The organism is Streptomyces sp. NPDC050145 (assembly GCF_044460245.1).
GTDB lineage: Bacteria > Actinomycetota > Actinomycetes > Streptomycetales > Streptomycetaceae > Streptomyces.
The window spans coordinates 113,641-136,366 of sequence record NZ_JBITJS010000019.1 but is presented as its reverse complement, the minus strand read 5'-3'; the positions used below and the strand labels follow the sequence as shown (position 1 = coordinate 136,366).

19 protein-coding genes are annotated in these 22,726 nt (G+C 74.1%); 10 read left to right on the top strand and 9 right to left on the bottom strand.

What is annotated here, in order from left to right; genetic code table 11:
- Position 1: 1 nt before the first annotated feature.
- From murC to ACIBTU_RS32115, 3 genes are all read right to left on the bottom strand, one after another.
- Positions 2–1,396 (bottom strand): UDP-N-acetylmuramate--L-alanine ligase, encoded by a 1,395-nt coding sequence (murC, locus tag ACIBTU_RS32125; protein WP_399130175.1) that lies wholly within the window; start codon positions 1,394–1,396, stop codon positions 2–4.
- A gap of 339 nt (positions 1,397–1,735) precedes the next feature.
- Positions 1,736–2,209, bottom strand: a complete 474-nt coding sequence (locus ACIBTU_RS32120; RefSeq protein ID WP_399130174.1) for an indole-3-glycerol phosphate synthase — start codon at positions 2,207–2,209, stop codon at positions 1,736–1,738.
- Positions 2,210–2,342: 133 nt separating this feature from the next.
- Complete coding sequence (locus tag ACIBTU_RS32115; protein ID WP_399130173.1) at positions 2,343–3,155, bottom strand: pyrimidine reductase family protein; 813 nt, start codon at positions 3,153–3,155, stop codon at positions 2,343–2,345.
- Positions 3,156–3,191: 36 nt separating this feature from the next.
- Here ACIBTU_RS32115 and zapE point away from each other — a divergent pair, with 36 nt between their 5' ends.
- A complete protein-coding gene (gene zapE / locus ACIBTU_RS32110; protein WP_399130172.1) occupies positions 3,192–4,307 on the top strand; it encodes a cell division protein ZapE in 1,116 nt (371 codons plus the stop codon).
- A gap of 75 nt (positions 4,308–4,382) precedes the next feature.
- Here the strand turns inward: zapE and ACIBTU_RS32105 are convergent, their stop codons facing one another.
- Together ACIBTU_RS32105 and ACIBTU_RS32100 are read right to left on the bottom strand one after the other, a co-directional pair.
- The gene (locus ACIBTU_RS32105) at positions 4,383–5,630 is read right to left on the bottom strand and encodes a cytochrome P450 (protein WP_399130171.1); all 1,248 of its coding nucleotides are present in this window, start codon (positions 5,628–5,630) and stop codon (positions 4,383–4,385) included.
- The gene (locus ACIBTU_RS32100) at positions 5,627–6,403 is read right to left on the bottom strand and encodes an alpha/beta fold hydrolase (RefSeq protein ID WP_399130170.1); all 777 of its coding nucleotides are present in this window, start codon (positions 6,401–6,403) and stop codon (positions 5,627–5,629) included. Before ACIBTU_RS32100 ends, ACIBTU_RS32105 begins: the two co-directional genes overlap by 4 nt.
- A gap of 185 nt (positions 6,404–6,588) precedes the next feature.
- On the opposite strand from ACIBTU_RS32100, the gene ACIBTU_RS32095 reads away from it, so the two are divergent.
- Complete coding sequence (locus ACIBTU_RS32095) at positions 6,589–7,377, top strand: pentapeptide repeat-containing protein (protein ID WP_399130218.1); 789 nt, start codon at positions 6,589–6,591, stop codon at positions 7,375–7,377.
- Positions 7,378–7,384: 7 nt separating this feature from the next.
- Here ACIBTU_RS32095 and ACIBTU_RS32090 read toward each other — a convergent pair whose 3' ends face one another.
- On the bottom strand, positions 7,385–8,005 hold the full coding sequence (locus ACIBTU_RS32090) for a chorismate mutase (protein ID WP_399130169.1): 621 nt from the start codon (positions 8,003–8,005) through the stop codon (positions 7,385–7,387).
- A 120-nt stretch (positions 8,006–8,125) separates the two neighbouring features.
- Between ACIBTU_RS32090 and cyc2 the strand changes: the two genes are divergently transcribed.
- The 3 genes from cyc2 (at position 8,126) to ACIBTU_RS32075 (ending at position 13,219) form a co-directional block, all read left to right on the top strand.
- Positions 8,126–10,360: a germacradienol/geosmin synthase Cyc2 gene (cyc2, locus tag ACIBTU_RS32085; RefSeq protein ID WP_399130168.1), complete on the top strand. Its 2,235-nt coding sequence runs from the start codon at positions 8,126–8,128 to the stop codon at positions 10,358–10,360.
- A gap of 90 nt (positions 10,361–10,450) precedes the next feature.
- Complete coding sequence (gene phsA, locus ACIBTU_RS32080; RefSeq protein ID WP_399130167.1) at positions 10,451–12,364, top strand: O-aminophenol oxidase PhsA; 1,914 nt, start codon at positions 10,451–10,453, stop codon at positions 12,362–12,364.
- Between the two features lie 603 nt (positions 12,365–12,967).
- Complete coding sequence (locus ACIBTU_RS32075) at positions 12,968–13,219, top strand: PDZ domain-containing protein (RefSeq protein WP_399130166.1); 252 nt, start codon at positions 12,968–12,970, stop codon at positions 13,217–13,219.
- A 25-nt stretch (positions 13,220–13,244) separates the two neighbouring features.
- Here the strand turns inward: ACIBTU_RS32075 and ACIBTU_RS32070 are convergent, their stop codons facing one another.
- Positions 13,245–14,000, bottom strand: a complete 756-nt coding sequence (locus tag ACIBTU_RS32070) for a metallophosphoesterase (protein WP_399130165.1) — start codon at positions 13,998–14,000, stop codon at positions 13,245–13,247.
- 262 nt (positions 14,001–14,262) lie between these two features.
- Here ACIBTU_RS32070 and ACIBTU_RS32065 point away from each other — a divergent pair, with 262 nt between their 5' ends.
- Positions 14,263–15,390 (top strand): aminopeptidase P family protein, encoded by a 1,128-nt coding sequence (locus tag ACIBTU_RS32065; protein ID WP_399130217.1) that lies wholly within the window; start codon positions 14,263–14,265, stop codon positions 15,388–15,390.
- Between the two features lie 6 nt (positions 15,391–15,396).
- Positions 15,397–16,293 (top strand): aminoglycoside phosphotransferase family protein, encoded by an 897-nt coding sequence (locus ACIBTU_RS32060; protein WP_399130164.1) that lies wholly within the window; start codon positions 15,397–15,399, stop codon positions 16,291–16,293.
- A gap of 83 nt (positions 16,294–16,376) precedes the next feature.
- Here the strand turns inward: ACIBTU_RS32060 and treZ are convergent, their stop codons facing one another.
- On the bottom strand, positions 16,377–18,122 hold the full coding sequence (gene treZ, locus ACIBTU_RS32055; protein ID WP_399130163.1) for a malto-oligosyltrehalose trehalohydrolase: 1,746 nt from the start codon (positions 18,120–18,122) through the stop codon (positions 16,377–16,379).
- Between the two features lie 164 nt (positions 18,123–18,286).
- Here treZ and ACIBTU_RS32050 point away from each other — a divergent pair, with 164 nt between their 5' ends.
- The gene (locus ACIBTU_RS32050) at positions 18,287–18,838 is read left to right on the top strand and encodes an FHA domain-containing protein (protein WP_399130162.1); all 552 of its coding nucleotides are present in this window, start codon (positions 18,287–18,289) and stop codon (positions 18,836–18,838) included.
- A gap of 128 nt (positions 18,839–18,966) precedes the next feature.
- Entirely contained in the window at positions 18,967–19,407 is a 441-nt protein-coding gene (locus ACIBTU_RS32045; RefSeq protein ID WP_399130161.1) for an SSI family serine proteinase inhibitor, read from the top strand.
- Positions 19,408–19,429: 22 nt separating this feature from the next.
- Here ACIBTU_RS32045 and ACIBTU_RS32040 read toward each other — a convergent pair whose 3' ends face one another.
- Positions 19,430–20,683 carry a M14 family zinc carboxypeptidase gene (locus ACIBTU_RS32040; protein ID WP_399130160.1) on the bottom strand — a complete coding sequence of 418 codons (1,254 nt, stop codon included), beginning with the start codon at positions 20,681–20,683 and terminating at the stop codon, positions 19,430–19,432.
- Between the two features lie 227 nt (positions 20,684–20,910).
- Between ACIBTU_RS32040 and ACIBTU_RS32035 the strand changes: the two genes are divergently transcribed.
- The gene (locus ACIBTU_RS32035; protein WP_399130159.1) at positions 20,911–22,719 is read left to right on the top strand and encodes a cytochrome P450; all 1,809 of its coding nucleotides are present in this window, start codon (positions 20,911–20,913) and stop codon (positions 22,717–22,719) included.
- The last annotated feature ends 7 nt before the right edge of the window (positions 22,720–22,726 follow it).

Genomic DNA, 22,726 nt, shown 5'->3' with positions numbered 1-22,726 from the left:
CTCATCCCTCCAGGTGGGTCAGGATCCGCGGGCCGAGCTCCGTGACGTCGCCCGCGCCCATGGTGAGAACGAGATCGCCGGGCTTGGCCATTCCCGCGATCGCGGCGACGGCGGCGTCCTTGTCCGACGCGGCCTGCACGTCGGCGCCCGCGGCGCGGGCCGCGTCGATGATCAGGGCGCTGGTGATCCCCGGGATCGGGTCCTCGCGGGCCGGGTAGATGTCGAGGACGACGGAGGCGTCGGCGAGGGCCAGGGCGTCGCCCATCTCCTTGCCGAGCTCCTGGGTGCGGGAGAAGAGGTGCGGCTGGAAGAGGACGAGGATGCGGGCGTCGCCGGCGGCGGAACGCATGGCCTCCAGGTCGGCCGTCATCTCGGTGGGGTGGTGGGCGTAGGAGTCGATGACCTGTACGCCGTTCACCTCGCCCTTGAGCTGGAGGCGGCGCTTGACGCCGGTGTACGCCTTGAGCGCGGAGGCCAGGTTCCGGGCCGGGATGCCGAGGGCGACGCCCGCGGCGAGGGCCGCGACCGCGTTGTGCGCGTAGTGGCGGCCGGGGACCGAGACGGTGAAGGTGAGCAGCTTGCCGTCGAGCAGAACCGTCACCTCGCTGGCGAGGCCGCGCGGGGTGATCTTGTGGATGCGGATGTCGGAGGACTCCGACTCGCCGTACGTGACGACCTTGAGGGACGTCGTGTCGCGGATGCGGCGGGTGAGCTCGACGGCGCCGGCCTGGTCGGCGGCGATGACGAGGGTGCCGCCTGGGACGATCTTCGAGGTGAAGGTCTCGAAGGAGTCGTAGATCTCGTCCATCGACGCGTAGTTGGCGTGGTGGTCGAGCTCGACGTTGAGGATGATCGCGACTTCCGGCGCGTACTTGTGGAAGCTGCGGTCCGACTCGTCGGCCTCGGCGACGAAGATGTCGCCCTCGCCGTGCAGCGCGTTCGAACCCGGGGCGTCGAGGTCGCCGCCGATCGCGTAGGACGGGTTCAGGCCGAGGGCGGACAGGGACACCGCGAGCATCGACGTGGTGGTGGTCTTGCCGTGGGTGCCGGCCACCGCGATGGGGCGCAGGCCGTCCATGAGGGCGGCGAGGGCGTCGGAGCGGTGCACGGCGGGGATGCCGAGCTCCTTGGCGCGGGCCAGCTCCGGGTTGTCCTCGCGGATCGCGGAGGAGACCACGATCGCGGTGGTGTCCGGGGCGACGTGCGCGGCGTCGTGCCCGATGTGGACCGTGGCGCCGAGCGCGCGCAGGGCCTCGGCGGTCGCGGACTCGCGCGCGTCGCTGCCGGCGACGCGGGCGCCGCGCTGGGTGAGGATCTTGGCGATGCCCGACATTCCGGCGCCGCCGATGCCGATGAAGTGCGGTCGGTCCATGGCGGTAGGAAGGCCCGGTGCCATAGGTGTGTCTCCCCTGAGTCCTCTGAGGTGCCGGTGACGTACCGGCCGTGCCGGGTCCGCGCTCGCAACGACCACGGCCCCGCCCCAGCCTATTGCCTCGACAGGCCCCGTCCCGCACCCCGGGGCGGGGAGCGGTATGTGGCGGGCTTGGTGAACGGGGTCGTGGGTGGGCTCGGTGAAGGGGGCCGCGGGCGGGCCCAGTGGTGCAGGCCGCGGGCGGTCCGGTGGGTGGCTCTCCGGGCGGCCGCCCCAACGGACCGCGCTCCCCGGCGCCGGGCCGCCGAAAGCCCGCGCCGCGCCGCGCCCCGGCCCGGCCGGACCCGGTCCCGCCGGCAGGCGCTACGCCTTGCTGTGGGAGAAGAGCTTGAGGACCGGGACGCCGACCTTGTGGCGGGCTCGGGAGGCCCAGTCGCGGTGGAAGAACTCCTCGACGTAGTGCGGGTCGGTGAGGACGATGACCTCGTCCGCGTCGACCTCGTCCACCTGGGTCTTCAGCGCGTCGAGCGGGTGGTCCTCGACGAGGCTCCCCTCGGCGGCGCAGCCGGCCTGGTGCAGGGCCGTGAGCGAGACCGCGAGGGCCTGCTCGGCGGGGCCTCTGGCGTCGTCGCCCTCGGGGACGTCACGTTCCTTGGCCGCCTCGTCCAGTTCGCCCATCGCGACGTCGTCGATGGCCCGCAGCAGGCGGTCGGCCTGGTCTCCGCGGGGCTGGAGCAACACGTGGAAGGAGACCTCTTCGTCGCCGTGCAAGGTCGTGACGAACTCCACGTCGGCGGACGTCAGGGCCTTCTCGATCATCAATACGCTCGTGAACACGACGGGCGCCCTTCTTCTCCTACCGTGGCCCGCCCGGGAGCGGGTCACTGGGGACCTGCGGAAACCATCCTGCCCCGTGGCCGCACGGGGTCTGCGAGTTTTAGTGTGCCCAGCGGAAGCGAAACGGAACGACTCATTCCGTCGAGTGTCGGCGACACCGGTACCGGGAGAAGAGGAATCCGTCCTCCTCCAGAAGAGATGCCAGGTCGAAACGTTCCGGCACGGCAAGAGTGGAACCCCTCGCGATGCGCTGCGCGTCGCCCGCCGTGAGCATCGGCGAGAGCGTCAGACAGAGCTCGTCGAGCACCTGCGCGGCGACGAACTGACCCAGCATCCGCGGCCCGCCCTCCGTGAGCAGCCGCCGGTGCCCGCGCTCGGCCAGCGCCTTCACCGCGCGGTCCGGATCCACCGCCCGGCCCTCGCCCGCGATCAGCACCTCCGCGCCCGCCTGGCGCGCCACCTCGACCCGGTCGGGCGGAGCCCCCGCGCCGGTGATCACGTACGTCGGGACCAGCGGCTGCGTGAAGAGCGGAAGGGTGAAGTCCAGGTTCAGGCTGCCGGTGATCACGGCGATCGACGGGACCGGACCCTGCCCCGCCGCCTCCCGCCGCGCCGCGAAGGCCTCCCGGGCGCGGGCCGGCCGGTACCCCTCCAGACGGACGGTCTCGGCCCCGACGACGACCACGTCGGCGAGTCCGCGCAGGACGCCGAAGATCCGCATGTCGGTCGGGCAGGAGATGGGCTGGGAGCGGCCGTCGTGCTGGGCCGCGCCGTCCAGGGTGGAGACCATGTTGGCGCGCAGCCACACGTCCCCCTCGGCCAGGTCGGGGTAGGCGTAGGCGTCGGCGAGCGCGTCGAGGCCCCACTCACCGTCCGTGGGGCCGTCCCGCCCCTCCCGGCCCTGGTGATCTGCTGTTTCGTACGTCACAGGGAACAGGCGTCGCATGGGTGCAGTCTGGCACGGCACCTAGACTGAGGAGCTGTGTCGTCCTCCACCGAAGCAGCAGACATCCGCCATGCGGGTACCGCCCCCCTGACCGACGCGGGCCCGCTGTCCCTGTGCGCACGCGAACCGCACGTCCCGGCGGAGCGCCTCGTCGCCGAGATGGTGCCGCCGCCGCGCTTCAGCTCGGCCCGCTTCGAGACGTACATCCCGGATCCGAACCAGCCGAGCCAGACGCAGGCCGTCCAGATCCTCGGCTCCTTCGCCGCCGGGCTCGGTGCGCCCGCCGACGGCGCCGGCAAGAAGCGCGGCCTGTTCGGCTTCGGCCGGAAGGCGGCCCTCGCGCCGAGCGCCCCGCGCGGCGTCTACCTCGACGGCGGCTACGGCGTGGGCAAGACCCACCTGCTCGCCTCCCTGTGGCACGCCACCGCGGCACCCGCCGAGCAGAAGGCGTTCGGCACCTTCGTCGAGCTGACGAACCTGGTGGGCGCGCTGGGCTTCCAGCAGACCGTGAAGACCCTGAGCGGCCACCGACTGCTGTGCATCGACGAGTTCGAGCTCGACGACCCGGGCGACACCGTGCTGGTCTCCAGCCTGCTCGGCAAGCTGGTCGACGCGGGCGTCGCCCTCGCCGCCACGTCGAACACGCTGCCGGGCAAGCTCGGCGAGGGCCGGTTCGCCGCCGCGGACTTCCTGCGCGAGATCCAGGGCCTGTCCGCGCACTTCCGCCCGCTGCGCATCGACGGCGAGGACTACCGCCACCGCGGTCTGCCCGAGGCCCCGCCCCCGTACTCCGAGGAGCAGGTCACGAAGGCGGCGTACGCCACCGAGGGCGCCTCGCTCGACGACTTCCCGCACCTCCTCGAGCACCTCGCGCGCGTGCACCCCAGCCGCTACGGCGCCCTGACGGACCATCTCACGGCGGTCTGCCTCACCGAGGTCGGCGCGATCCCCGACCAGTCGACCGCCCTGCGCCTCGTGGTCCTCGCCGACCGTCTCTACGACCGCGAGATCCCGGTCCTGGCCTCGGGCGAGCCCTTCGACCAGCTGTTCAGCGAGGAGATGCTGAACGGCGGCTACCGCAAGAAGTACTTCCGCGCGATATCCCGCCTGACGGCCCTGGCCCGCGACGCCAAGGGACTCGTGCGCAGCTGAGCCGGACGTGCAGGCCCCCGGACCGAGGGCCTGCGCCGCGTACTCCCGGACGTGGGCCGCACGCCCGTCGGGCGCTCAGCTCCGCACCACCCGCAGCTCCTTGATCCCGTTGATGAAGTTCGACACCAGCCGGCGCGGCGGTTCCGCGAGTCGCAGCTCCGGCGCCGCCCGGACCAGCTCCTCGTGGAGCACGCGCAGCTGGAGCCGGGCGAAATGGGCGCCGAGGCAGACGTGCGGGCCGTCGCCGAAGGAGACGTGCGGGTTGGGGGAGCGGTCCAGGTCCAGGCGGAACGGGTCGGGGAAGACCCGCTCGTCGTGGTTGGCGGACGCGTGGAACACGACGACCTTGTCGCCCTTCGCGATGCGCGTGCCCGCGAGCGTCGTGTCCCGGGCCGCCGTGCGGCGGAAGGTCAGCACCGGCGGGTGGCGGCGCAGCAGTTCGTCCACGGCCGTCGCCGTGGCGGCCCGGCCCGAACGCAGCCGCTCGTAGGCGGACGGGTCCCCGGCCAGGAGTGCCACGCCGCCCGGGGCCGCGCTGCGCACCGTGTCGTTGCCCGCGACCGTGAGCAGGAAGAAGAACATCTGGCGCTCGGGCGGCGTCAGGTCCGGGTCCGTGGCGAGCGTCGTCATGATGTCGTCGGCCGGGTGCGCGCGTTTGTGGGCCGACAGGTCGTCCGCGTACGCGAACATGTCGGCCAGCGCCGACGGGGAGCGCGGGTTCACCGGCGGGCCGCCCTCCGTGGCCGCGGTCGCCTCGACAGCCTCGTCAGGGTCCTGGTAGCCGATGACCCGGCGCGTCCAGTGCAGCATCAGCCCCCGGTCCGACTCCGGGACACCGAGCAGGTCCGCGAGATTGAGCAGAGCGTAGTCGTCGGTGACCGTGCCGACCAGGTCCACCGTGTCCGCGCCGTCGGGCTCCAGGGCCTTGGCCAGCAGGGACGCCGCCCGCTCACGCACCGCGCTCTCGAACGCCTCCACCCGGCGCGGCGTGAACGCCCGGCTGACCAGGCGGCGCAGCCGGCCGTGGGACGGCGGGTCCTGGTTGAGCATCATGCCGCGGATGAACGGCAGGTCCGCCGGGTCCGGGTCGCGGATCTGGGTGGCGCCCAGGAACGACGAGTAGGTCTCCGCGTCCTTGAGGACCCGCACCACGTCCGCGTGCCGGGTCACCGCCCAGAAACCGGGGCCCTCGGGCCAGCCGAGGACCGCCGGTTCCGCCTGCCGGGCCACGGGGTGCCGGTCGCGCAGGGCGCGGTACCGGTCGTGCGGGACGCCGTGACCGTACAGCCGCGGGTCGAAGACGTCCGGCACCGCGCCGCTCACGCGCCGTCCGCCCGCAGGAAGTCCTCCACCACCCTGATCAGCGCGAGCGGCGCCTCGTCCATCGCGTAGTGGCCGCACACGGGCAGGTCGACGAGCTCGCCGCGGGTGAACCAGCGCAGCCACGTGCCGCGCATCAGCTCCGCCGACAGCGCCGGGTCGAGCTGGCCGGTGACGGTGAGGGCAGGGGTCGTACAGCCCTCCAGGTCGGCGTGGAAGTCGTCGCCGCTCCACGAGTCGAGCCAGGCACGGAACGCCTTCACGTCGCTGACCGCGAGGGAACGCTCCACCATCCGGTCCAGCCACGCCGCCGGGCGCACGCCGCCCGTGGTGACGTCGAGGATCGCCCGCCGGTGCTCCGGCTTCGTGTCCGCCGTGGAGAACAACTCCCACTGCTCGGGCGGGAGCGGCAGACCCGACGCCGGGACCGGCGAGACGCCCGCGAGCCGCCGCACCCGGTGCGGGGCCGTCGCGACCACGCGCTGGGCCACGCTGCCGCCCATCGAGTGCCCGATCAGCGAGAAGCGCTCCCAGCCGAGCCGGTCCGCGAGGTCCAGCACGTCGGCCGCGCCCTCCGCTGTCGTGTACGCGCCCGGGGTGTCCTTCGCCTCCCCGTAGCCGCGCAGGTCGACCAGCGCGTACTGGAAGGACGCACGGTCCAGATCGGGGACGACCGGCGCGTAGGCCGAGCGGTCGGCGAACCAGCCGTGAACGGCGATCACCTTGTGCGGACCGTCGCCGTGCAGTGCGTGCGGCAGGACGAAGGAGGAGGCCACGTCGACTCCCAGGGGTGAGGGGCGGTGCCGGACGCCGTCCACGGTGACGCGGGGCCGCGAAGGCCACAAGAGGGCGCGCGGGGGCGATCGGCGACAATGGGGGCGTGACCTCCCGCGAAACCCCCCGCACCACGCCCGACCCCGTTGCCGCCGAGGCCCCCTCCACCGCCCGCCGGCGCCTCGATCTGGTCGCCGACTGCGGCGACTGCTTCGGCCTGTGCTGCGTCGCGCTGCCCTTCGCCAAGTCCCACGACTTCGCGGCGAACAAGGCGGCGGGTTCGCCGTGCCGCAACCTCCAGGACGACTTCCGGTGCGGCATCCACACCAAGTTGCGCGACAGCGGGTACCCGGGGTGCACCGTCTTCGACTGCTTCGGCGCGGGCCAGAAGGTCTCGCAGGTCACCTACGAAGGCGTCAGCTGGCGCGAACGGCCCGAGAGCGCCCGGCAGATGTACGAGGTCTTCCCCGTCATGCGCCATCTGCACGAACTGCTCTGGTACTTGACCGACGTGCTGGACCTCGACCGGGCCCGGCCCGTGCACCGCGACGCCGAGCGGGCCCGCGCCGACCTCGAGCGGCTCACCCGCGCGAGCGCCGGGGAACTGCTCGCCGCCGACGTGCCCGCGATCCGCGACGAGGTCAACACGCTGCTCCTCAAGGCCAGTGATCTCGTCCGCGCCCAGGTGCCGGGCCGCAAGAAGAACCACCGGGGCGCCGACCTCATGGGCGCCCGCCTGCGCAAGGCCGACCTGCGCGGCGCCACCCTGCGCGGAGCCCTCCTCGTCGCCGCCGACCTGACCGGCGCCGACCTGCGCCACGCGGATCTCATCGGCGCCGACCTGCGCGACGCGAACCTCACCGGCGCCGACCTCACCGGCGCCCTGTTCCTCACCCAGGCCCAGCTCAACGCGGCCCGCGGCGACGCCACCACGCGCGTGCCGCAGGGGCTGGAGCGGCCCGCGCACTGGGCGTAGCAGCCCGCTAGGCGCACACCGAAGGCAGCGCGCGGGCCAGCGCGCCCGCGTGCAGCGTGTCGAACCCGTGCGTGTGCGCCGCGCGCAGGGCCGCCGAGGTCAGCAGCGGGGTACAGGCCGGTGACGTACGGGCGGGGGCGCTCGCGCGCAGGGCGTCGAGGAGCGCGGCCGTGATGCGGTCGAGCGCCGGGCGGACCTCCTTCGCGAGGTCCGGGCGCTCGGCGGGCCGCTCCTCGGGATGCGCGTCCCAGCGGGCGTACAGGCCGCGCTGCACCTGCTTGTTGGCCTCCATCTGGTCGCGGAACACGGCCTGCGCCCACGCCGGGTCGAGACCGAGCGCCGCCGCCCGGCGGGCCACGTCGTCGAGGACCTGCCGCTCGCGCGCCGGGTCGTCGATCGGCGCCGACGTCCCGTACTTCGCGGCCGCCACCTTGTCGGCGAGCGCGAGCCGGTCCGCCGCGAGCGAGGCGACCCCGGTGAGGGCGTGCGGGGTCGCGGCGGCGGTACGGGGCGGGGGCGCGGCCGACGCGGTCGCGGGGAGGGCCGCGCCGCCCAGGGCGAGCACGGCGGCGAGGCCCGCGGCGAGCAGGCGAGGGGACAGGGCAGGACGTACGGGCGTCTTCGGCACGGGACGGGTATAGCGCGCCGCGTCCCCGAAATCGCCCCGAACAGGCGTCTGTTCACGCAATAGGACGATCATGTGCCCCGCCGCGGATGAGGGTGTCGGCCCCCGGGTAGGGCCGCGCACATGACTGAGCAGTCCTCGCAGCCGTTCCACCTGCCGCGCTTCTACATGCCGTACCGCGCGCGGCTCAACCCCCACCTCGACGAGGCGCGCGCCCACTCCGCCGCGTGGGCGCGCGAGATGGGCATGCTCGAAGGAAGCGGCGTCTGGGAGCGGAGCGACCTCGACGCGCACGACTACGGCCTGCTGTGCGCGCACACCCACCCCGACTGCGACGGACCCGCGCTGTCGCTGATCACCGACTGGTACGTGTGGGTCTTCTTCTTCGACGACCACTTCCTCGACATGTACAAGCGCACCAACGACCGGGAGGCCGGCAAGCACCACCTGGAGCGCCTGCCGCTCTTCATGCCGATGGACCTCGCCGCACCCGCGCCCGAGCCGGAGAACCCGGTCGAGGCGGGCCTGATCGACCTGTGGCGGCGCACCGTGCCCGCCATGTCCCTGGACTGGCGCCGCCGCTTCGCCGAGTCGACCGAGCACCTGCTCAACGAGTCGATGTGGGAGCTGTCCAACATCAACGAGGGGCGGATCGCCAACCCCGTCGAGTACATCGAGATGCGCCGCAAGGTGGGCGGCGCCCCCTGGTCGGCCGGACTCGTCGAGTACGCGACCGCCGAGGTCCCCGCCGCCGTCGCCCGCTCCCGGCCCCTGCGCGTCCTCATGGAGACGTTCTCCGACGCCGTCCACCTGCGCAACGACCTCTTCTCCTACGAGCGCGAGGTACGCGACGAGGGGGAGCTCAGCAACGGCGTCCTCGTCCTGGAGACCTTCTTCGGCTGCACCACCCAGGAGGCGGCCGAGGCCGTCAACGACGTACTGACCTCGCGGCTGCACCAGTTCGAGCACACCGCGCTCACCGAGGTGCCCGCCCTCGCCGCCGAGCACGCGCTCACCCCCGCCGAGGTCGCCGCCGTCGCCGCGTACACACAGGGCCTGACGGACTGGCAGTCCGGCGGCCACGCGTGGCACATGAAGTCCAGCCGCTACATGAACAAGGAGGTGCCGCCCGCCACCGCGCCCCTGTTCGGGCCGTCCGGCATCGGCGCCGGGACCACCGACCCGGTCGGCCTCCTCAAGGACCTCGGCGCGCAGCGGCTGCGTGCCTACACGCACGTGCCGTACCAGAAGGTCGGGCCGTCCCGGATCCCCGACATCCACATGCCGTTCACGCTGCGGCTCAACCCGGAACTGGCCGGTGCCCGCGCCCGGCTCGTGCCCTGGGCGCACCGCATGGGCATCCTGTCCGAGGGCGTCTGGGACGAGGACAAGCTGGCCTCCTGCGACCTCGCGCTGTGCGCGGCGGGCATCGCCCCCGACAGCGACGCGGAGGCGCTCGACCTCAACGCCCAGTGGCTGGCCTGGGGCACGTACGGCGACGACTACTACCCGCTCATCTTCGGGCACCGGCGCGACCTGGCCGCCGCCAAGGCGTGCACGGCCCGGCTGTCCGCCTGCATGCCCGTCGAGGGCGACGAGACGCCGGTGGTGCCGGTCAACGCCGTGGAGCGCGGCCTGACGGACCTGTGGCGGCGCACCACCGCCACCATGACGCCCGATCAGAAGCGCACCGTGAAGGCGTCCGTCGACGTGATGACGGAAAGCTGGGTGTGGGAGCTCGCCAACCAGATCCAGAACCGGGTCCCCGACCCGGTCGACTACCTGGAGATGCGCCGCGCCACCTTCGGCTCCGACCTCACGATCAGCCTGTGCCGCATGGGCCACGGCCCGGCCGTGCCGCCCGAGGTGTACCGCAGCGGACCGGTGCGCGCCCTGGAGAACGCGGCGATCGACTACGCCTGCCTCCTCAACGACGTGTACTCGTACCAGAAGGAGATCGAGTACGAGGGGGAGATCCACAACGCGATCCTGGTCGTCCAGACCTTCTTCGGCATCGACTACCCGAAGGCGCTCGCGATCGTGAACGACCTGATGACCCAGCGCATGCGCCAGTTCGAGCACATCACCGCGAACGAACTCCCCGTCCTCTACCGCGACCTGCGGCTGTCCCGCGCGGCACGCAAGGCGATGGACGGCTACGTCGAGGACCTGCGGAACTGGACGGCAGGCATCCTCAACTGGCACGCCGAGGTGGACCGTTACCGCGCCGACCACCTGGCCGGCCGCGCCCACGGCTTCGTGCCCGACCGGATCCCCGCACCGCCGCTCGGCGGTTTCCGGAACTTCGCGTCCGGAATGGGCGGTTCAGGGAACTTCGCCGGAACGCGGGTCGTCTAGAGAGGTGAGAGCGCCGCACGGCGCGGCTCACGGCCACTGACCGGCCGTACAACGGGGGAACGCAGGAGAACACACGGGGGTGTTCTTGCCTTGACCGACATCATCGAGCACACACAGACCGGCATCGAGCCCGCACAGACCGGCGCGGCGTCCGGGACAGGATTAGGGGCCGGGGGAGCGGAACTGGCGCCGTACGTCGCGCCGTTGACCGTGCCACCGGTACTGCGGCCCGCCGCCGGGGACGTGCGCAGGGAGACCGAGATCGCCCTGCGCCCCACCTGGCAGCGGCTGCACCCGCAGCTCCCGCCGACCCTCATGTGGGGGTACGAGGGCACGGTGCCGGGCCCGACCATCGAGGTGCGGCGCGGACAGCGGGTCCGCATCGCGTGGACGAACCGCATACCGAAGGGCGGAGAGTATCCCGTCACGGCGGTGGAGGTGCCGATCGCCGCACCGAGCCCGACCACCCGCCCGGGCCGCGAGGGCGCGCCGCCGAACGAGGACGTGGCGGCCCTGCCCGCCTGGTCCGTGACCCATCTGCACGGCGCCCAGACGGGCGGCGGCAACGACGGCTGGGCGGACAACGCGGTGGGCACTGGCGACGCCCAGCTCGCCGAGTACCCGAACGACCACCAGGCGGTCCAGTGGTGGTACCACGACCACGCCATGAACATCACGCGGTGGAACGTGCAGACGGGCCTGTACGGCACCTACCTCGTCCGGGACGACGAGGAGGACGCCCTGGGGCTGCCCTCCGGCGAGCGCGAGATACCGCTCCTGCTCGCGGACCGGAACCTGGACACGGACGAGGACGGGGTGCTCAACGGGCGGCTGCTGCACAAGACCGCCATCGTCCAGGCGGCGAACCCGGAGACGGGCAAGCCGGTCTCCATCCCGTTCACCGGCCCGTACACGACGGTCAACGGCCGGATCTGGCCGTACGCCGAGGTGGACCCGGCCTGGCACCGCTTCCGCCTGGTCAACGCGTCGAACGCGCGCATCTTCGACCTCGTGCTCGTCGACGAGGACGGGGAGGTCGTGCCCGGGGTCCTGAAGCAGATCGGCAGCGACGGCGGGCTGCTGCCGCGCCCGGTGCCGGTCGACTTCGAAGGGGCGCTGCCGGTGCTCACCATCGCCCCGGCCGAGCGGATGGACCTGCTGATCGACTTCGGGGCGCTCGCCGGCCGCCGCGTCCGCCTCGTCAACAAGGGGCGGAACGAGGCACCGGGCGTGCCCGATCCGGCGGGCGACGTGCCGTACCCGCACGTGCTCGAGTTCCGCGTGGGGGAGTCGTGCGCCCCGGACCCGTTCACCCTGCCCGAGGTGCTCTCGGGGTCCTTCCGGCGGCTGACGCACGACATCGAGCACGGGCACCGGCTGATCGTGCTCACCCCGCCGGCCACCAAGGGCGGCGGCGGGCATCCCGAGATCTGGGAGATGACCGAGATCGAGGAGCCCGAGGGGCTGAGCCTGCCCGCCGAGGGCATCATCCAGGTCGCCGACGCCGAGGGCGCGGTGAAGACCTACCGGCGCACCGCAAGGACGTTCAACGACGGGCTCGGCTTCACCCTCGCCGAGGGCACTCACGAGCAGTGGAGCTTCCTGAACCTCGCGGTGAACCCGCCGGTGGTGCACCCCATGCACATCCATCTGGCCGACTTCCAGATTCTCGGCCGCGACGTGTACGACGTCTCCGGTTTCGACGTGACGACGGGCGGCACGGCGAAGCCGGTCCGTCCCGAGCCCGGTGGCGCGGTCCCGGTCCCGCCGAACGAGCAGGGGTACAAGGACGTCTTCCGCGCGCTGCCCGGGCAGATGCTCCGCGTCATGGGGCGCTTCGACGGGGCGTACGGGCGGTTCATGTACCACTGCCATCTGCTGGAGCACGAGGACATGGGGATGATGCGGCCCTTCGTCGTGATGCCGAAGGAGGCGCTGAAGTTCGACCACGGCGCCGGGCACGGCGGGGACCACGGGGGAGGTCACGGGGGTCACGGGGGATAGGCGGGGTGGTCGTGCCGGGCCGTGTTCGAGCACGGCCCGGCATGCTCACTCGTTCGAGGAACGTGACGCGCCCGCCCGGAGGGTAGAGCTCCGGCCGGGGGACGGGCGAGCCACGGAGGTGAGCGAGTGAGGGAACAGACCGCGTTGCGTCCCAAGTCCCTGCCGGGTTCCGGCCCGTCCGGGGGATCCGGAGGATCCGGTGCTTCTGGGGGCTCCGGTGGTTCCGATGGTTCCGGTGGTTCAGGCGACACGGCCCGGGAGCCGAGGCCCAAACGGCGGCCGCATGCGGCGCGACGCCGCGGCCGACGGCTCGTCACCTGGCTGACCGGGCTGTGCTGCGCCGTGGTCCTGGTGCTCGCCGGGATCGGCCTCGGCACCGTCGGAGCCGGTGTCATCGCGCTGAGCAGGATGGCCGAGATGCGGGAGGCGCAGCAGGCGGCGCCCTCGGGGACGGCAGGGGGGCTGGGGATGCCAGGGACGTCAGGGGCAGGGGTGCCTGGCGTATCGGGGCCGGCGTCCGCGCGGCCGTCCGGGCCGTCGGCGCCGCCCGCGGGGGCGACGGCGCCGGGTCAGGGTCGGGCGTCCGCGCGCGGCAGTCTCGGCGTGGAGGTCGTCGACGCGCCCGGCGGGCCGGGGGCGCTGGTCGTGGCGGTGCATGTGCCGGGGCCCGGTTACACGGCGGGGCTGGTGCGCGGGGACGTGCTCCTTGGGCTGGGGGTGGACGCGATCGGTTCGGCGAGCGACCTCGCCGCCCTCGTCGCGGACGCCCGGCCCGGCCGGGAGCTCCGTGTGAAGGTCCGTCACGACGGCGGCGGACGGCAGGACCTGACGGTCGTGCCGGGTGTCGTCACCTGAGGCTCCCGGCGCGGGCGCGGCGGGTTCAGACCGTGCGGAAGTGGGTCGTCAGGCGGTGCTCGTCGTCCAGGACGTGGAAGGCGAGGCCCACCGGGGCGTCCCGGTCCGCGATCTGCTCGCCCTCCCAGGGCAGGCGCAGGGTCCAGGTGACGCCCGGGCCCACGAGCAGCGGCCGGCCGGCGAAGGAGGTCGCCGCCGGGCTGTGGGCGTGGCCGGTGATGAGTGCGGCGATCTCCGGGCGCCGTTCCAGGAGCCGGGCGAGCCGGCCCGGGCGGCCCAGCTGATAGCGGTCCGGGAGTGGGTGGTGCAGGGCGACCGGCGGGTGGTGGAAGGCGAGCAGCACCGGGGTGCCGCCGTCCAGGGCGTCGAGCTCCGCCTCGATCCAGGCGTACGTCGTCTCGTCGAGGTCGCCCTCGTCGGCGCCCGGCACGCTGGAGTCGCACATCAGGATCGCGGCGCCGCCGATCCGGTGCGCCCGGTTCACGGGGCCGTCCGCGGCGGGCTCGCCCAGCAGGGCCTTGCGGTAGGCGGGGCGCACGTCGTGGTTGCCGGGGCAGGTCAGGACGGGGAAGGGCAGGGCGGGCCCGCCGCGCAGTCCGAGCAGCGCGGCGGCCTCCTCGTACTCGGACTCGGCGCCGTGGTCCGCGATGTCGCCGGTGACCAGCAGGGCGTCGACCGGTCCCGGCAGCGCCCGCAGACGCTCCGTCACCCGGTGGGCCCGCTCGGTCGCGCGCGCGGTGCCGTCGAGGTGCAGATCGCTGATCTGGGCGAGTACGAGCATGGCTGGAGGTCCTCCATGGGCTGACATGTTCCGGTACACACCGAAACCGTCCGACGTGTTTCTAACGGGTCAGGCTAATTCAAGCATTAGTACTAATGGTTGGGCAATCATCAAACGTTAGCGAGGATGGGCTCGGGGCCGCGGGTGCGGGAACGGACTCGCGCGGTCCTGCGAGGGCGGGCAGGATGCTGCCCGTGGACGTATCGTTCCGCTCCGCGACGATCTCGCGATGGACACCGCGCACCGTATGGAGGCACCGGACATGACGACCGGCACACCCGCGCCCTTCACCGCCGCCGACTACAAGGCCCGGATGGACCGTGCCGCGCAGTCCGCCGCCGACGCCGGGCTCGCCGGGGTGCTCGTCGCACCCGGCCCCGACCTGGTCTGGTTGACCGGCTACCACGTGACCGCCGAGACCGAGCGGCTCACCCTCCTGGTCCTGGCCCCGGGGCAGGAGCCCACGCTCGTCGTGCCGACCCTGGAGGCCCCCGACGCCGCCCGGTCCGCCGGCGCGGACGCGATGACCCTGCGCGACTGGACCGACGGCAAGAACCCGTACGAGGTCGCGGCCCCGCTGCTGGACGGCGCGGGCCGCTTCGGCGTCAGCGACAACGCCTGGGCCATGCACCTGCTCGGGTTGCAGAAGACGCTCCCCGACAGTTCCTACGTGTCCCTCACCGAATCCCTGCCGATGCTGCGCGCCGTCAAGGACGCCGCCGAGCTGGAGCGGCTCGCGGCGGCCGGCGCCGCCGCCGACGCGACGTACGAGGAGATCAAGAAGGTCGCCTTCGCGGGGCGCACGGAGAACGACATCGCCGGTGACCTGTCCGACCTGCTCAAGCGGTTCGGGCACTCGCAGGTCGACTTCACCGTCGTCGGCTCCGGGCCCAACGGCGCCAACCCGCACCACGAGGCGGGCGAGCGGGTCATCGAGCGCGGCGACATGATCGTCCTCGACTTCGGCGGCCTCAAGCACGGCTACGGCTCCGACACCAGCCGCACCGTGCACGTCGGCGAACCCACCGCCGAGGAGCGCGAGGTCCACGACATCGTGCGCGCCGCGCAGAGCGCCGCGTGCGAGGCCGTGCGGCCCGGCATCGCCTGTCAGGACGTCGACCGCGTCGCCCGCAAGGTCATCACCGACGCCGGGTACGGCGAGTACTTCATCCACCGCACCGGCCACGGCATCGGCGTCACCACGCACGAACCTCCGTACATGATCGAGGGAGAGGAGCAGGAGCTCGTGCCCGGCATGTGCTTCTCCGTGGAACCCGGCATCTACCTGCCCGGCCGCTTCGGTGTGCGCATCGAGGACATCGTCACCGTCACCCCGGACGGCGGCCGGCGCCTCAACGCCACCGCGCGGGACATGGCGATCGTGGACTGATCCGCCGTGCCGCCGACCCCGCACCCCACCGACGAGACGGTGCGCCGCGTCCTGAAGAGCCTGCTCCCGGACGGTGGCGCCACCGCCGAGGTACGTCCTGTCGAAGCGCCCGGCGCCGGTGGCGCGGGGGTGGTCTCCTGGTGGGTCGGCGACCGGCACGTGCTGCGGTTCGCCCTCGACGCGCGGGCCGGGCGGTGGTTGCGGCGCGAGGTGCGGCTGCGCGATCTCGTCCGCCCGCACCTGCCCGTCGCGCTGCCGGTCGGTGTCGCGGCGGGGGAGTGGGCGCCCGGGCTCGTCTGCGTCGTCGAGACCCGGGTCCCCGGTGAACCGGCCCGGATCCAGGACGTCACCGCGCTCGGCGAGGAGGACCTCGCCGAACTGCTCACGGGGCTGCGCGCGGTCCCCGTCGAACGGGCCGTGCCGCTGGGCGTGCCCACCGTCGCGCCGCGCTCCCTGGAGAACGTGCGCCGCGAGGCCGGGGGCGCGGCGCAACGGCTCGACGAACAGGGGGAGTTCGACGCGACGCGGCTGCGGAAGTTCACGGCACGGGCCGTCGCCCAGCTCGGGCCGCAGTCCGGGGCGGCGCTCGTCCATCACGGGCTCACGGAGGAGCGGCTGCGGGTCGCCGCCGACGGGCATGTGCGCGGGGTGCTCGGGTGGGGCGACGCGGTGATCGGTGACGTGGCCGAGGACATCGCCGGGCTGGTCGTGTCCGTGGGAGCGCGGGCCGCGGTGCGGGCGGCGACCCTGGCCGGGTGCGGGGCCCGTATCTGTCTGCGGGGGCTCTGGCTCGGGCGCTGTGACGTGCTGGTGGGGCTGGATTCCGGGGCGGAGGTGGGTCGTTGGGGTCGCGGGGTCGAACGGGCTTGGGAGCCCATTCTTTTGGAGCTGGTGTCGGAGTGACCCGGGGTTTCCCGACCACGCGCCGCAGCTCCGCCGCCCGGATCTCGACCACCGGCCCGCAGCCGCGATGAACGCGCAACCCCCTACGGCGCCTCGGCGATCACGCACGAATGGGGCGGCACCGTCAGGACTCCCTCCGCGCCGGCCCCCTCCACCCGCTCCCACGCGGCCAGCACCCGCGCGACAGGACGACCGAGCGGAATCGACACCGGCACCTCGGACAGGTTCACCGCCACCCGCACGTCCCCCCGCCGATAGGCGATCCACCGCCCCGCCTCGTCGAAGGCGACCCGTACCGCCGCGAGATCCGGATCCCGCAGATCCGCCCGCTCCCGCCGCAGCGCGATCAGCTCCCGGTACCAGGCGAGCACGCGCGCGTGCTCGCCGACCGTCCGCTCCGACCGGTCCAGACAGGACCGCTCCCGCGTCGCCGGGTCCTGCGGATCGGGAACATCCGCCTCCGCCCAGCCGTGCGCCGCGAACTCCCGCCGCCGCCCCTTGCGCACCGCGTCCGCCAGCGCCGGATCCGTGTGGTCCGTGAAGTACTGCCACGGCGTGCTCGCCGCCCACTCCTCACCCATGAACAGCATCGGCGTGGCCGGCCCCGTCAGCACGAGCGCCGCCGCGCACGCCAGGAGCCCGGGCGCGGCGAGCGCGGCCAGCCGCTCGCCCCGCGCCCGGTTGCCGACCTGGTCGTGGGTCTGGGTCGCGGCGACGAACCGGTGCGCGGGCATCCGCGCCCGGTCGACCGGGCGCCCGTGGTGCCGCCCCCGGAACGTCGAGTACGTACCGTCGTGGAAGAAGCCGTGCGTCAGCGTCTTCGCCAGCGCCGCCATCGGAGCCCGCGCGAAGTCCTCGTAGTAGCCCTGCCGTTCGCCCGTGACGGCGGCGTGCACCGCGTGGTGGACGTCGTCGTTCCACTGCCCGTGCAGCCCGGTCCCGCCCTCCTCGCGCGGCGTGACGAGCCGCGGGTCGGCCAGGTCGGACTCGCCGATCAGGAACAGCGGCCGGCCGAGCTCCTGAGCGAGCGCGTCCACGGCCGCCGACAGCTCCTCCAGGAACGGCAGCGCGCGCCGGTCGCGCAGCTCGTGCACCGCGTCCAGGCGCAGCCCGTCGAGCCGGTAGTCGCGCAGCCAGGCCAGCGCGCTGCCGACGAAGTAGTCCCGCACCTCGTCGGAGCCGGGCGCGTCCAGGTTCACCGCGTCGCCCCACGGGGTGCGCGCCGTGTCCGTGAAGTACGGGCCGAACGCCCCCAGATGGTTCCCGGACGGGCCCAGATGGTTGTGCACCACGTCGAGGACGACCCCGAGCCCGAGCTCGTGCGCCGCGTCGACAAAGCGCTTCAGCGCCTCGGGGCCGCCGTACGGCTCGTGCACCGCCCACGGGGCGACCCCGTCGTAGCCCCAGCCGTGCCGCCCCGGCATCGGGCACAGCGGCATCAGCTCGACGTGCGTCACGCCCAGTTCGGCCAGCTCGCCCAGGTGCGCGGCGGCCGCGTCGAGCGTGCCCTCCCGCGTGTACGTGCCGACGTGCAGCTCGTACAGCACGGCGCCGGGCAGCCCCTGCCCGGCCCCGTCCGTGCGCCACGCGTAGAGGTCGTGGTCGACCACCGCGCTCAGCCCGTCCGGGCCGTCCGGCAGACGGCGCGAGCGCGGGTCGGGCAGCACCGGTCCGTCGTCGAGCGCGAACCCGTACCGCGCGCCGTCCGACGCCTCCGCCTCGCCCGCCCACCAGCCGGCTCTCCCGGTCACCCGCGCCAACGCGCGAGTGGCGCCCTCGCAGTGCAGCGTGACCCGCTCGGCCTGTGGTGCCCACACCTCGAACTGCACGGAGCGTTCTCCTCGCGATCAGACGGTGACGAGGGGTCCATCGTGCGCCAGGAATGATCCTCAGGGGGTGGATTCGCCCGGGCCCGGCGCCGAATCGTCAGGGTACGGACACGACGCATTTCGTTTTCTGGACACTCCGCCCTCCGCTGCCCGACAATCTCGGTGTGACGTCATCGTTCGAACACCACACGCACCCCGCGCGGCTCTCCGACGCCGAGCGGGACCGTGCGCTGAAGGTGCTCAAGGACGGTGTCGCGCTCGGCCGGCTCTCCCACGACACGTTCGTCCGCCGGATGGAGCTGGCCCTCGCCGCCCGCCGGCCCGACGAACTGGCCGCGCTCACCGCCGACCTGCGCACCGAGGGCCGCTGGACCCGGGCCGTGGTCGGGGCCGTCGGCGCGGTCTCCGGGTTCACGGTGCGGATGCGCCGGGCCTGGACCGTGGAGCGGCTGCCCAAGCTGATGCTGCCGCGGCAGGGCGACCCGTACCCGCTGCGCATCGGCCGCGACCCGGCCAACCGGCTGCGGCTCAGCCACGAGTCGGTCTCCCGGGTGCACGCCGAGCTGACCTCGCAGGGCGGCCTGTGGGTGCTGCGCGACCTCGGCTCCACGAACGGCACGACGGTGAACGGCCGGCGGGTGGTCGGCGCCGCCGTCGTCCGGGACGGCGACCAGGTCGCCTTCGGCCACATGTCGTTCCGGCTGTCCGCCGACTGACGCGCCACGCCGTCCCGTTCGGGGGAAACGGCCGTGTGCCCGGTGGGGCGCGCCCACCCGCGCGGTCAGGGATGCACCGCGGGCCCCCGCCCGCGCGCACTCCCGAACGCGAGGAACGGTGACACCCCATGGTCAAGGCCACGCTCACGACGGCGCGCCGCGCCCTGCTGGCCACGGCGGCAGCGGCCGCCCTGCTCGGCACGACCGCCGCCGGCGCGCAGGCGGCGCCGCCGGACGCCCCGCCCACCGACACCGGGAACTGGGTGCGGGTGACCGTCATGCAGGGCGACGGCCCGACCGGGGCCACCACCAGCGCCCTCCTCGACTGCACCGCCGAACGCGGCGACCACCCGCGCACCGAGCGGGCCTGCGCCGAACTCGCCGAGGTCGCCGGTGACATCAACCAGGTGCACGTCGACGAGGAGACCTCCTGCCCCATGATCTACAAGCCGCTCACCGCGTACGCGCACGGCATGTGGAACGGCCGGCGCGTCGCCTACGCCCGCAACTTCGCCAGCGACTGCGTGCTGTACGCCTCCACCGGCTCCGTCTTCCGCATCGCCGGCTGACGCGCGGCCGGCCGGGGGCGGCTCACACGTCGCCCTCGGCGCGCGCGTGCCGCACCGCCGCGATCGTCGTCCGCGCCTGGTGCTCCACCTGGTGGGCCAGCGGCACCCAGCGCGCCCCGAACCGCTCCGCGTACCCCTCGCACCAGTCCGTGACCAGGGCGTCGAGCCGGGGCGCGGCCTCGTCGCCGGCCTCCTCCAGGACCCGCAGCAGCATCGCTGCGGCCCGCAGCGGCAGCCGCCGGGCGAACGCGTCGATGCTCCCGACGTACGCCATCGTCGCGTCCGGCGGCGGGGGCTGCGCCCAGTCCCGCGCGAGACCCGGCACCAGGGCCAGCGCCCAGCGCGCCGCCCGCAGCAGCGGGCCCCCGGTGTCGGGCAGCCGCGGCAGCGCCTGCGCGAGCACCGCCTCCACGCAGCGGGTGTCCCGGCTCAGCCGCTGCGACAGGCGGCGCATGGCCCGCTCCGGCGCGGGGTGCGGGGCCGGGTCGTCGACCAGGTCGCTGGCCCACATCGGCACCTCGACGATCGCCGTCGAGCCGCCGTAGCGGTGGGCGTGGTGCCAGGTCGAGTGCCGGGCGTCGTCCGGCAGGCTCGGGAACGCGGCGCGCGCGTCCGGCGCCGGCATCACGTGCACGCCCGGTCCCGAGGCCGGCCAGCCCGCCGCGTCGGACGCGCCCGTCTCCACCGGGATGTGCAGCTCCGCCGCCGACTTCGCGAACGGCTCCGCCAGACCGGGGATGTCCCGGGTCAACTGCACCCAGCTGCCGCCGAGTTCGGTGCCGTGCAGCGACACCTGGAGATAAGGGCGCAGCTCGTCGATGATCCCGGTCAGCGCCCGCGTCTCGGGCGGCAGCCGGTCCGGCGGCAGCACCGAAGGGGACCACTCCGGCTGCTCCTCGCCCGCGGGCCGGAAGAAGTGCCGGTGGTACTCGAGCAGTGTGCGCGGAGCCGGAGTGCGGTGCAGGGCCGCACCGTCCGGGTCCGCGCACAACAAAAAGTGCCAGGACCGGTCCTCGCGGAGCGATCTGTCCACCAGGGCCCGCCGGGCGAGATGCAGCGCCGTGGCGCCGCCCGTCGGCTCGTTCGCGTGCGCGCCCGCGACGATCAGCACGGTGCGCGGATCGTGCCCGACGGACAGCAGGTGCAGCGGACGGCCCGCCCGGGACGTGCCGATCTCCCGCAGGCGGCAGAGGTCGGGCCGGTGAGCCGTCAGCTCCCTTGCCGACCGGGCCAGTTCGGCCGAGTTGGGGTACCGCTGCTCCGTCAGGTGACTCACCCCCGTTGGTGCTCCCGCGTCAGCAATCCGCAGTACCCCACGCCCGGCCGCCGGTGTCAAGAAGGCCGGTCGCTTCCCTCGCCGCCGGTGCAGGCAGCGTCCGGCGAGGGTGAGGAAGGTCTCGCCCACAGCCTCGGACAGCGGGGACGGGCGGTGACGGGCGGGGACGGGCGTGGACGTACCGGGCGGGCCCACATCGTCACCGGGGCCGTCGGCGAGGACCAGTCGTGCTCACCGTGGGCGCGCCCTGGCGCCGCGCCCTGGCCGTGTTCGCCCGCGTCGAGCCGACCGGCGCCGCCGTGCGCGTCGTGGACCTGCCGCGCGCCACGTCGCCGTACCGGGCCGCGGCCGCCTCACCCGTACGGCCCGCCGGGGGCTGCGCCGGCCCGGACCCGGTGGTGCGCTGGGAGCATTCGCGCGCCGCCCCGTGCGCGCCCGGCCCTGGGGGTGTCCCGGTGCTGTGCCCCACCGGACCGGACGCGAGCGCGCCCGGGTCTCCCGCGCGAACCGCGCGAACCGCGCGAACCGCGCGAACCGCGCCCCACCCGCCGAGCCTCACGGACCCGGCGGTGGCCCGCGACCCGTACCCCCTGTACCGCCGCCTGCGCGACACGCACCCCCTCGTGTACGACGAGCCGTTCGGCGCCTGGCTGCTGAGCCGCCATGCCGACGTGATGTCCGCCCTCGCGGACCCCCGCCTGGCGCCGCTCGCGCCGGGCGCCGGGCCGTACGGTCGCGGGGTCCGTGGTGCCGGGCCAGCAGCCGCCACCGCGGCACCGCTCCCGCTGTTCGACGCGGCCCCGGACGGGGCCGATGACCGCCACGCGCGCGTGCGGGACGCGTCCTTCGGCGCCGCGTGCGCGGGCGTCGCCTCCGCCCCGCGCGGTGGTTCTCCCGGGCCGGGCGGCGTGGGCCCGTACGCGGACGGCCACGACGAGCCCCTCGGCGCCGGGCACGCGGGCGGCGGCCCGCTCTCGGCACGCCCGGCGGTGGCCCGCGATCCGTACGCACCTCCGTCGGACGAGCGGTCCGGCCTGCGCCCGCTCGACGGCGGGATCGACCTGGGGGCAGCGTCCCCGTCGGCAGCCTCCGGTGATCCGTACACGTGGTCCCGTCCGTCCCCCGGACGTCGGCACGACGACCCGCGCACAGCCCCCGGTCACCCCGAGGACCTCCCCCGCGCCGCACGCCGCGCCCTGCTCTCCCCGGCGCTCCAGGCCCGGGCCCTCGACGCCCTCGCGGCCGGCACCGAACGCACCGCCCATGTGCTCGCCCGGCGCCTCGCCCGCCGCCAGGAGGCCGAGCTCGTCGCCGAGTTCTGCCGGTGGCTGCCCGCGGCCGCCGTCGTCGCCGCGCTCGGCCTGCCCCACGAGACCACCGCACACATCACCGCGCGGCACCGCACCGGACTCGACACCGCCGCGCTCCACACCCTGCTCCGCCCCCATGCCGTACGCCGCCGCGCGCACCCCGGGACCGACCTGCTGTCCGTGCTGTGCGCCGCCCCCGCCGACGACGGGCCGCTGTCCGACACCGCCGTCACCGGGCTCGTCGCGGTGCTGCTCGGCGCGGGCGGCCGGGCGACCGACGGGGCCCTGGCCGCGCTCCTCGCCAACCTCCTCGACCACCCCGCCCAACTGGACCTCGTACGGGCCGACCCCGACCTCGCCGACGCCGCCTGGACCGAGTCGCTGCGCCGCGACCCCGCCCCGCACATCGTGCTGCGCCACGCCCTCGCCCCGGTCCCGGCGGGCGGCGGCACGATACCGGCAGGGGCCACCGTCGCCTGCCTGGTCGGCGCGGCGGGCCGGGACGCCGCCCGGTTCCCCGACCCCGACCGCTACGACCTGTTCCGCACCCCGCCCGACCCCGGCCCCGCCTGCCTCGGCGCCCGACTGGCCCGGCTCACCGCGCGGACGGGCCTGCGCGCCCTCCTGTCCGCCCTCCCGCACCTGCGCTGGGCCCCGGACTTCCGCCCCACCCCCGAGGGCCTCCTCACCCGGGCCCCGTCGTCCCTGCGGGTCCGCCTCGACTGAGCCTCAC

Bases quoted from the DNA above. Each gene is read 5' to 3' on its own strand.
- murC (WP_399130175.1), bottom strand. From the start codon at position 1,396: ATGGCACCGGGCCTTCCTACCGCCATGGACCGACCGCACTTCATCGGC.
- ACIBTU_RS32115 (WP_399130173.1), bottom strand. From the start codon at position 3,155: ATGCGACGCCTGTTCCCTGTGACGTACGAAACAGCAGATCACCAGGGC.
- cyc2 (WP_399130168.1), top strand. From the start codon at position 8,126: ATGACTGAGCAGTCCTCGCAGCCGTTCCACCTGCCGCGCTTCTACATG.
- ACIBTU_RS32070 (WP_399130165.1), bottom strand. From the start codon at position 14,000: ATGCTCGTACTCGCCCAGATCAGCGATCTGCACCTCGACGGCACCGCG.
- ACIBTU_RS32065 (WP_399130217.1), top strand. From the start codon at position 14,263: ATGACGACCGGCACACCCGCGCCCTTCACCGCCGCCGACTACAAGGCC.
- ACIBTU_RS32045 (WP_399130161.1), top strand. From the start codon at position 18,967: ATGGTCAAGGCCACGCTCACGACGGCGCGCCGCGCCCTGCTGGCCACG.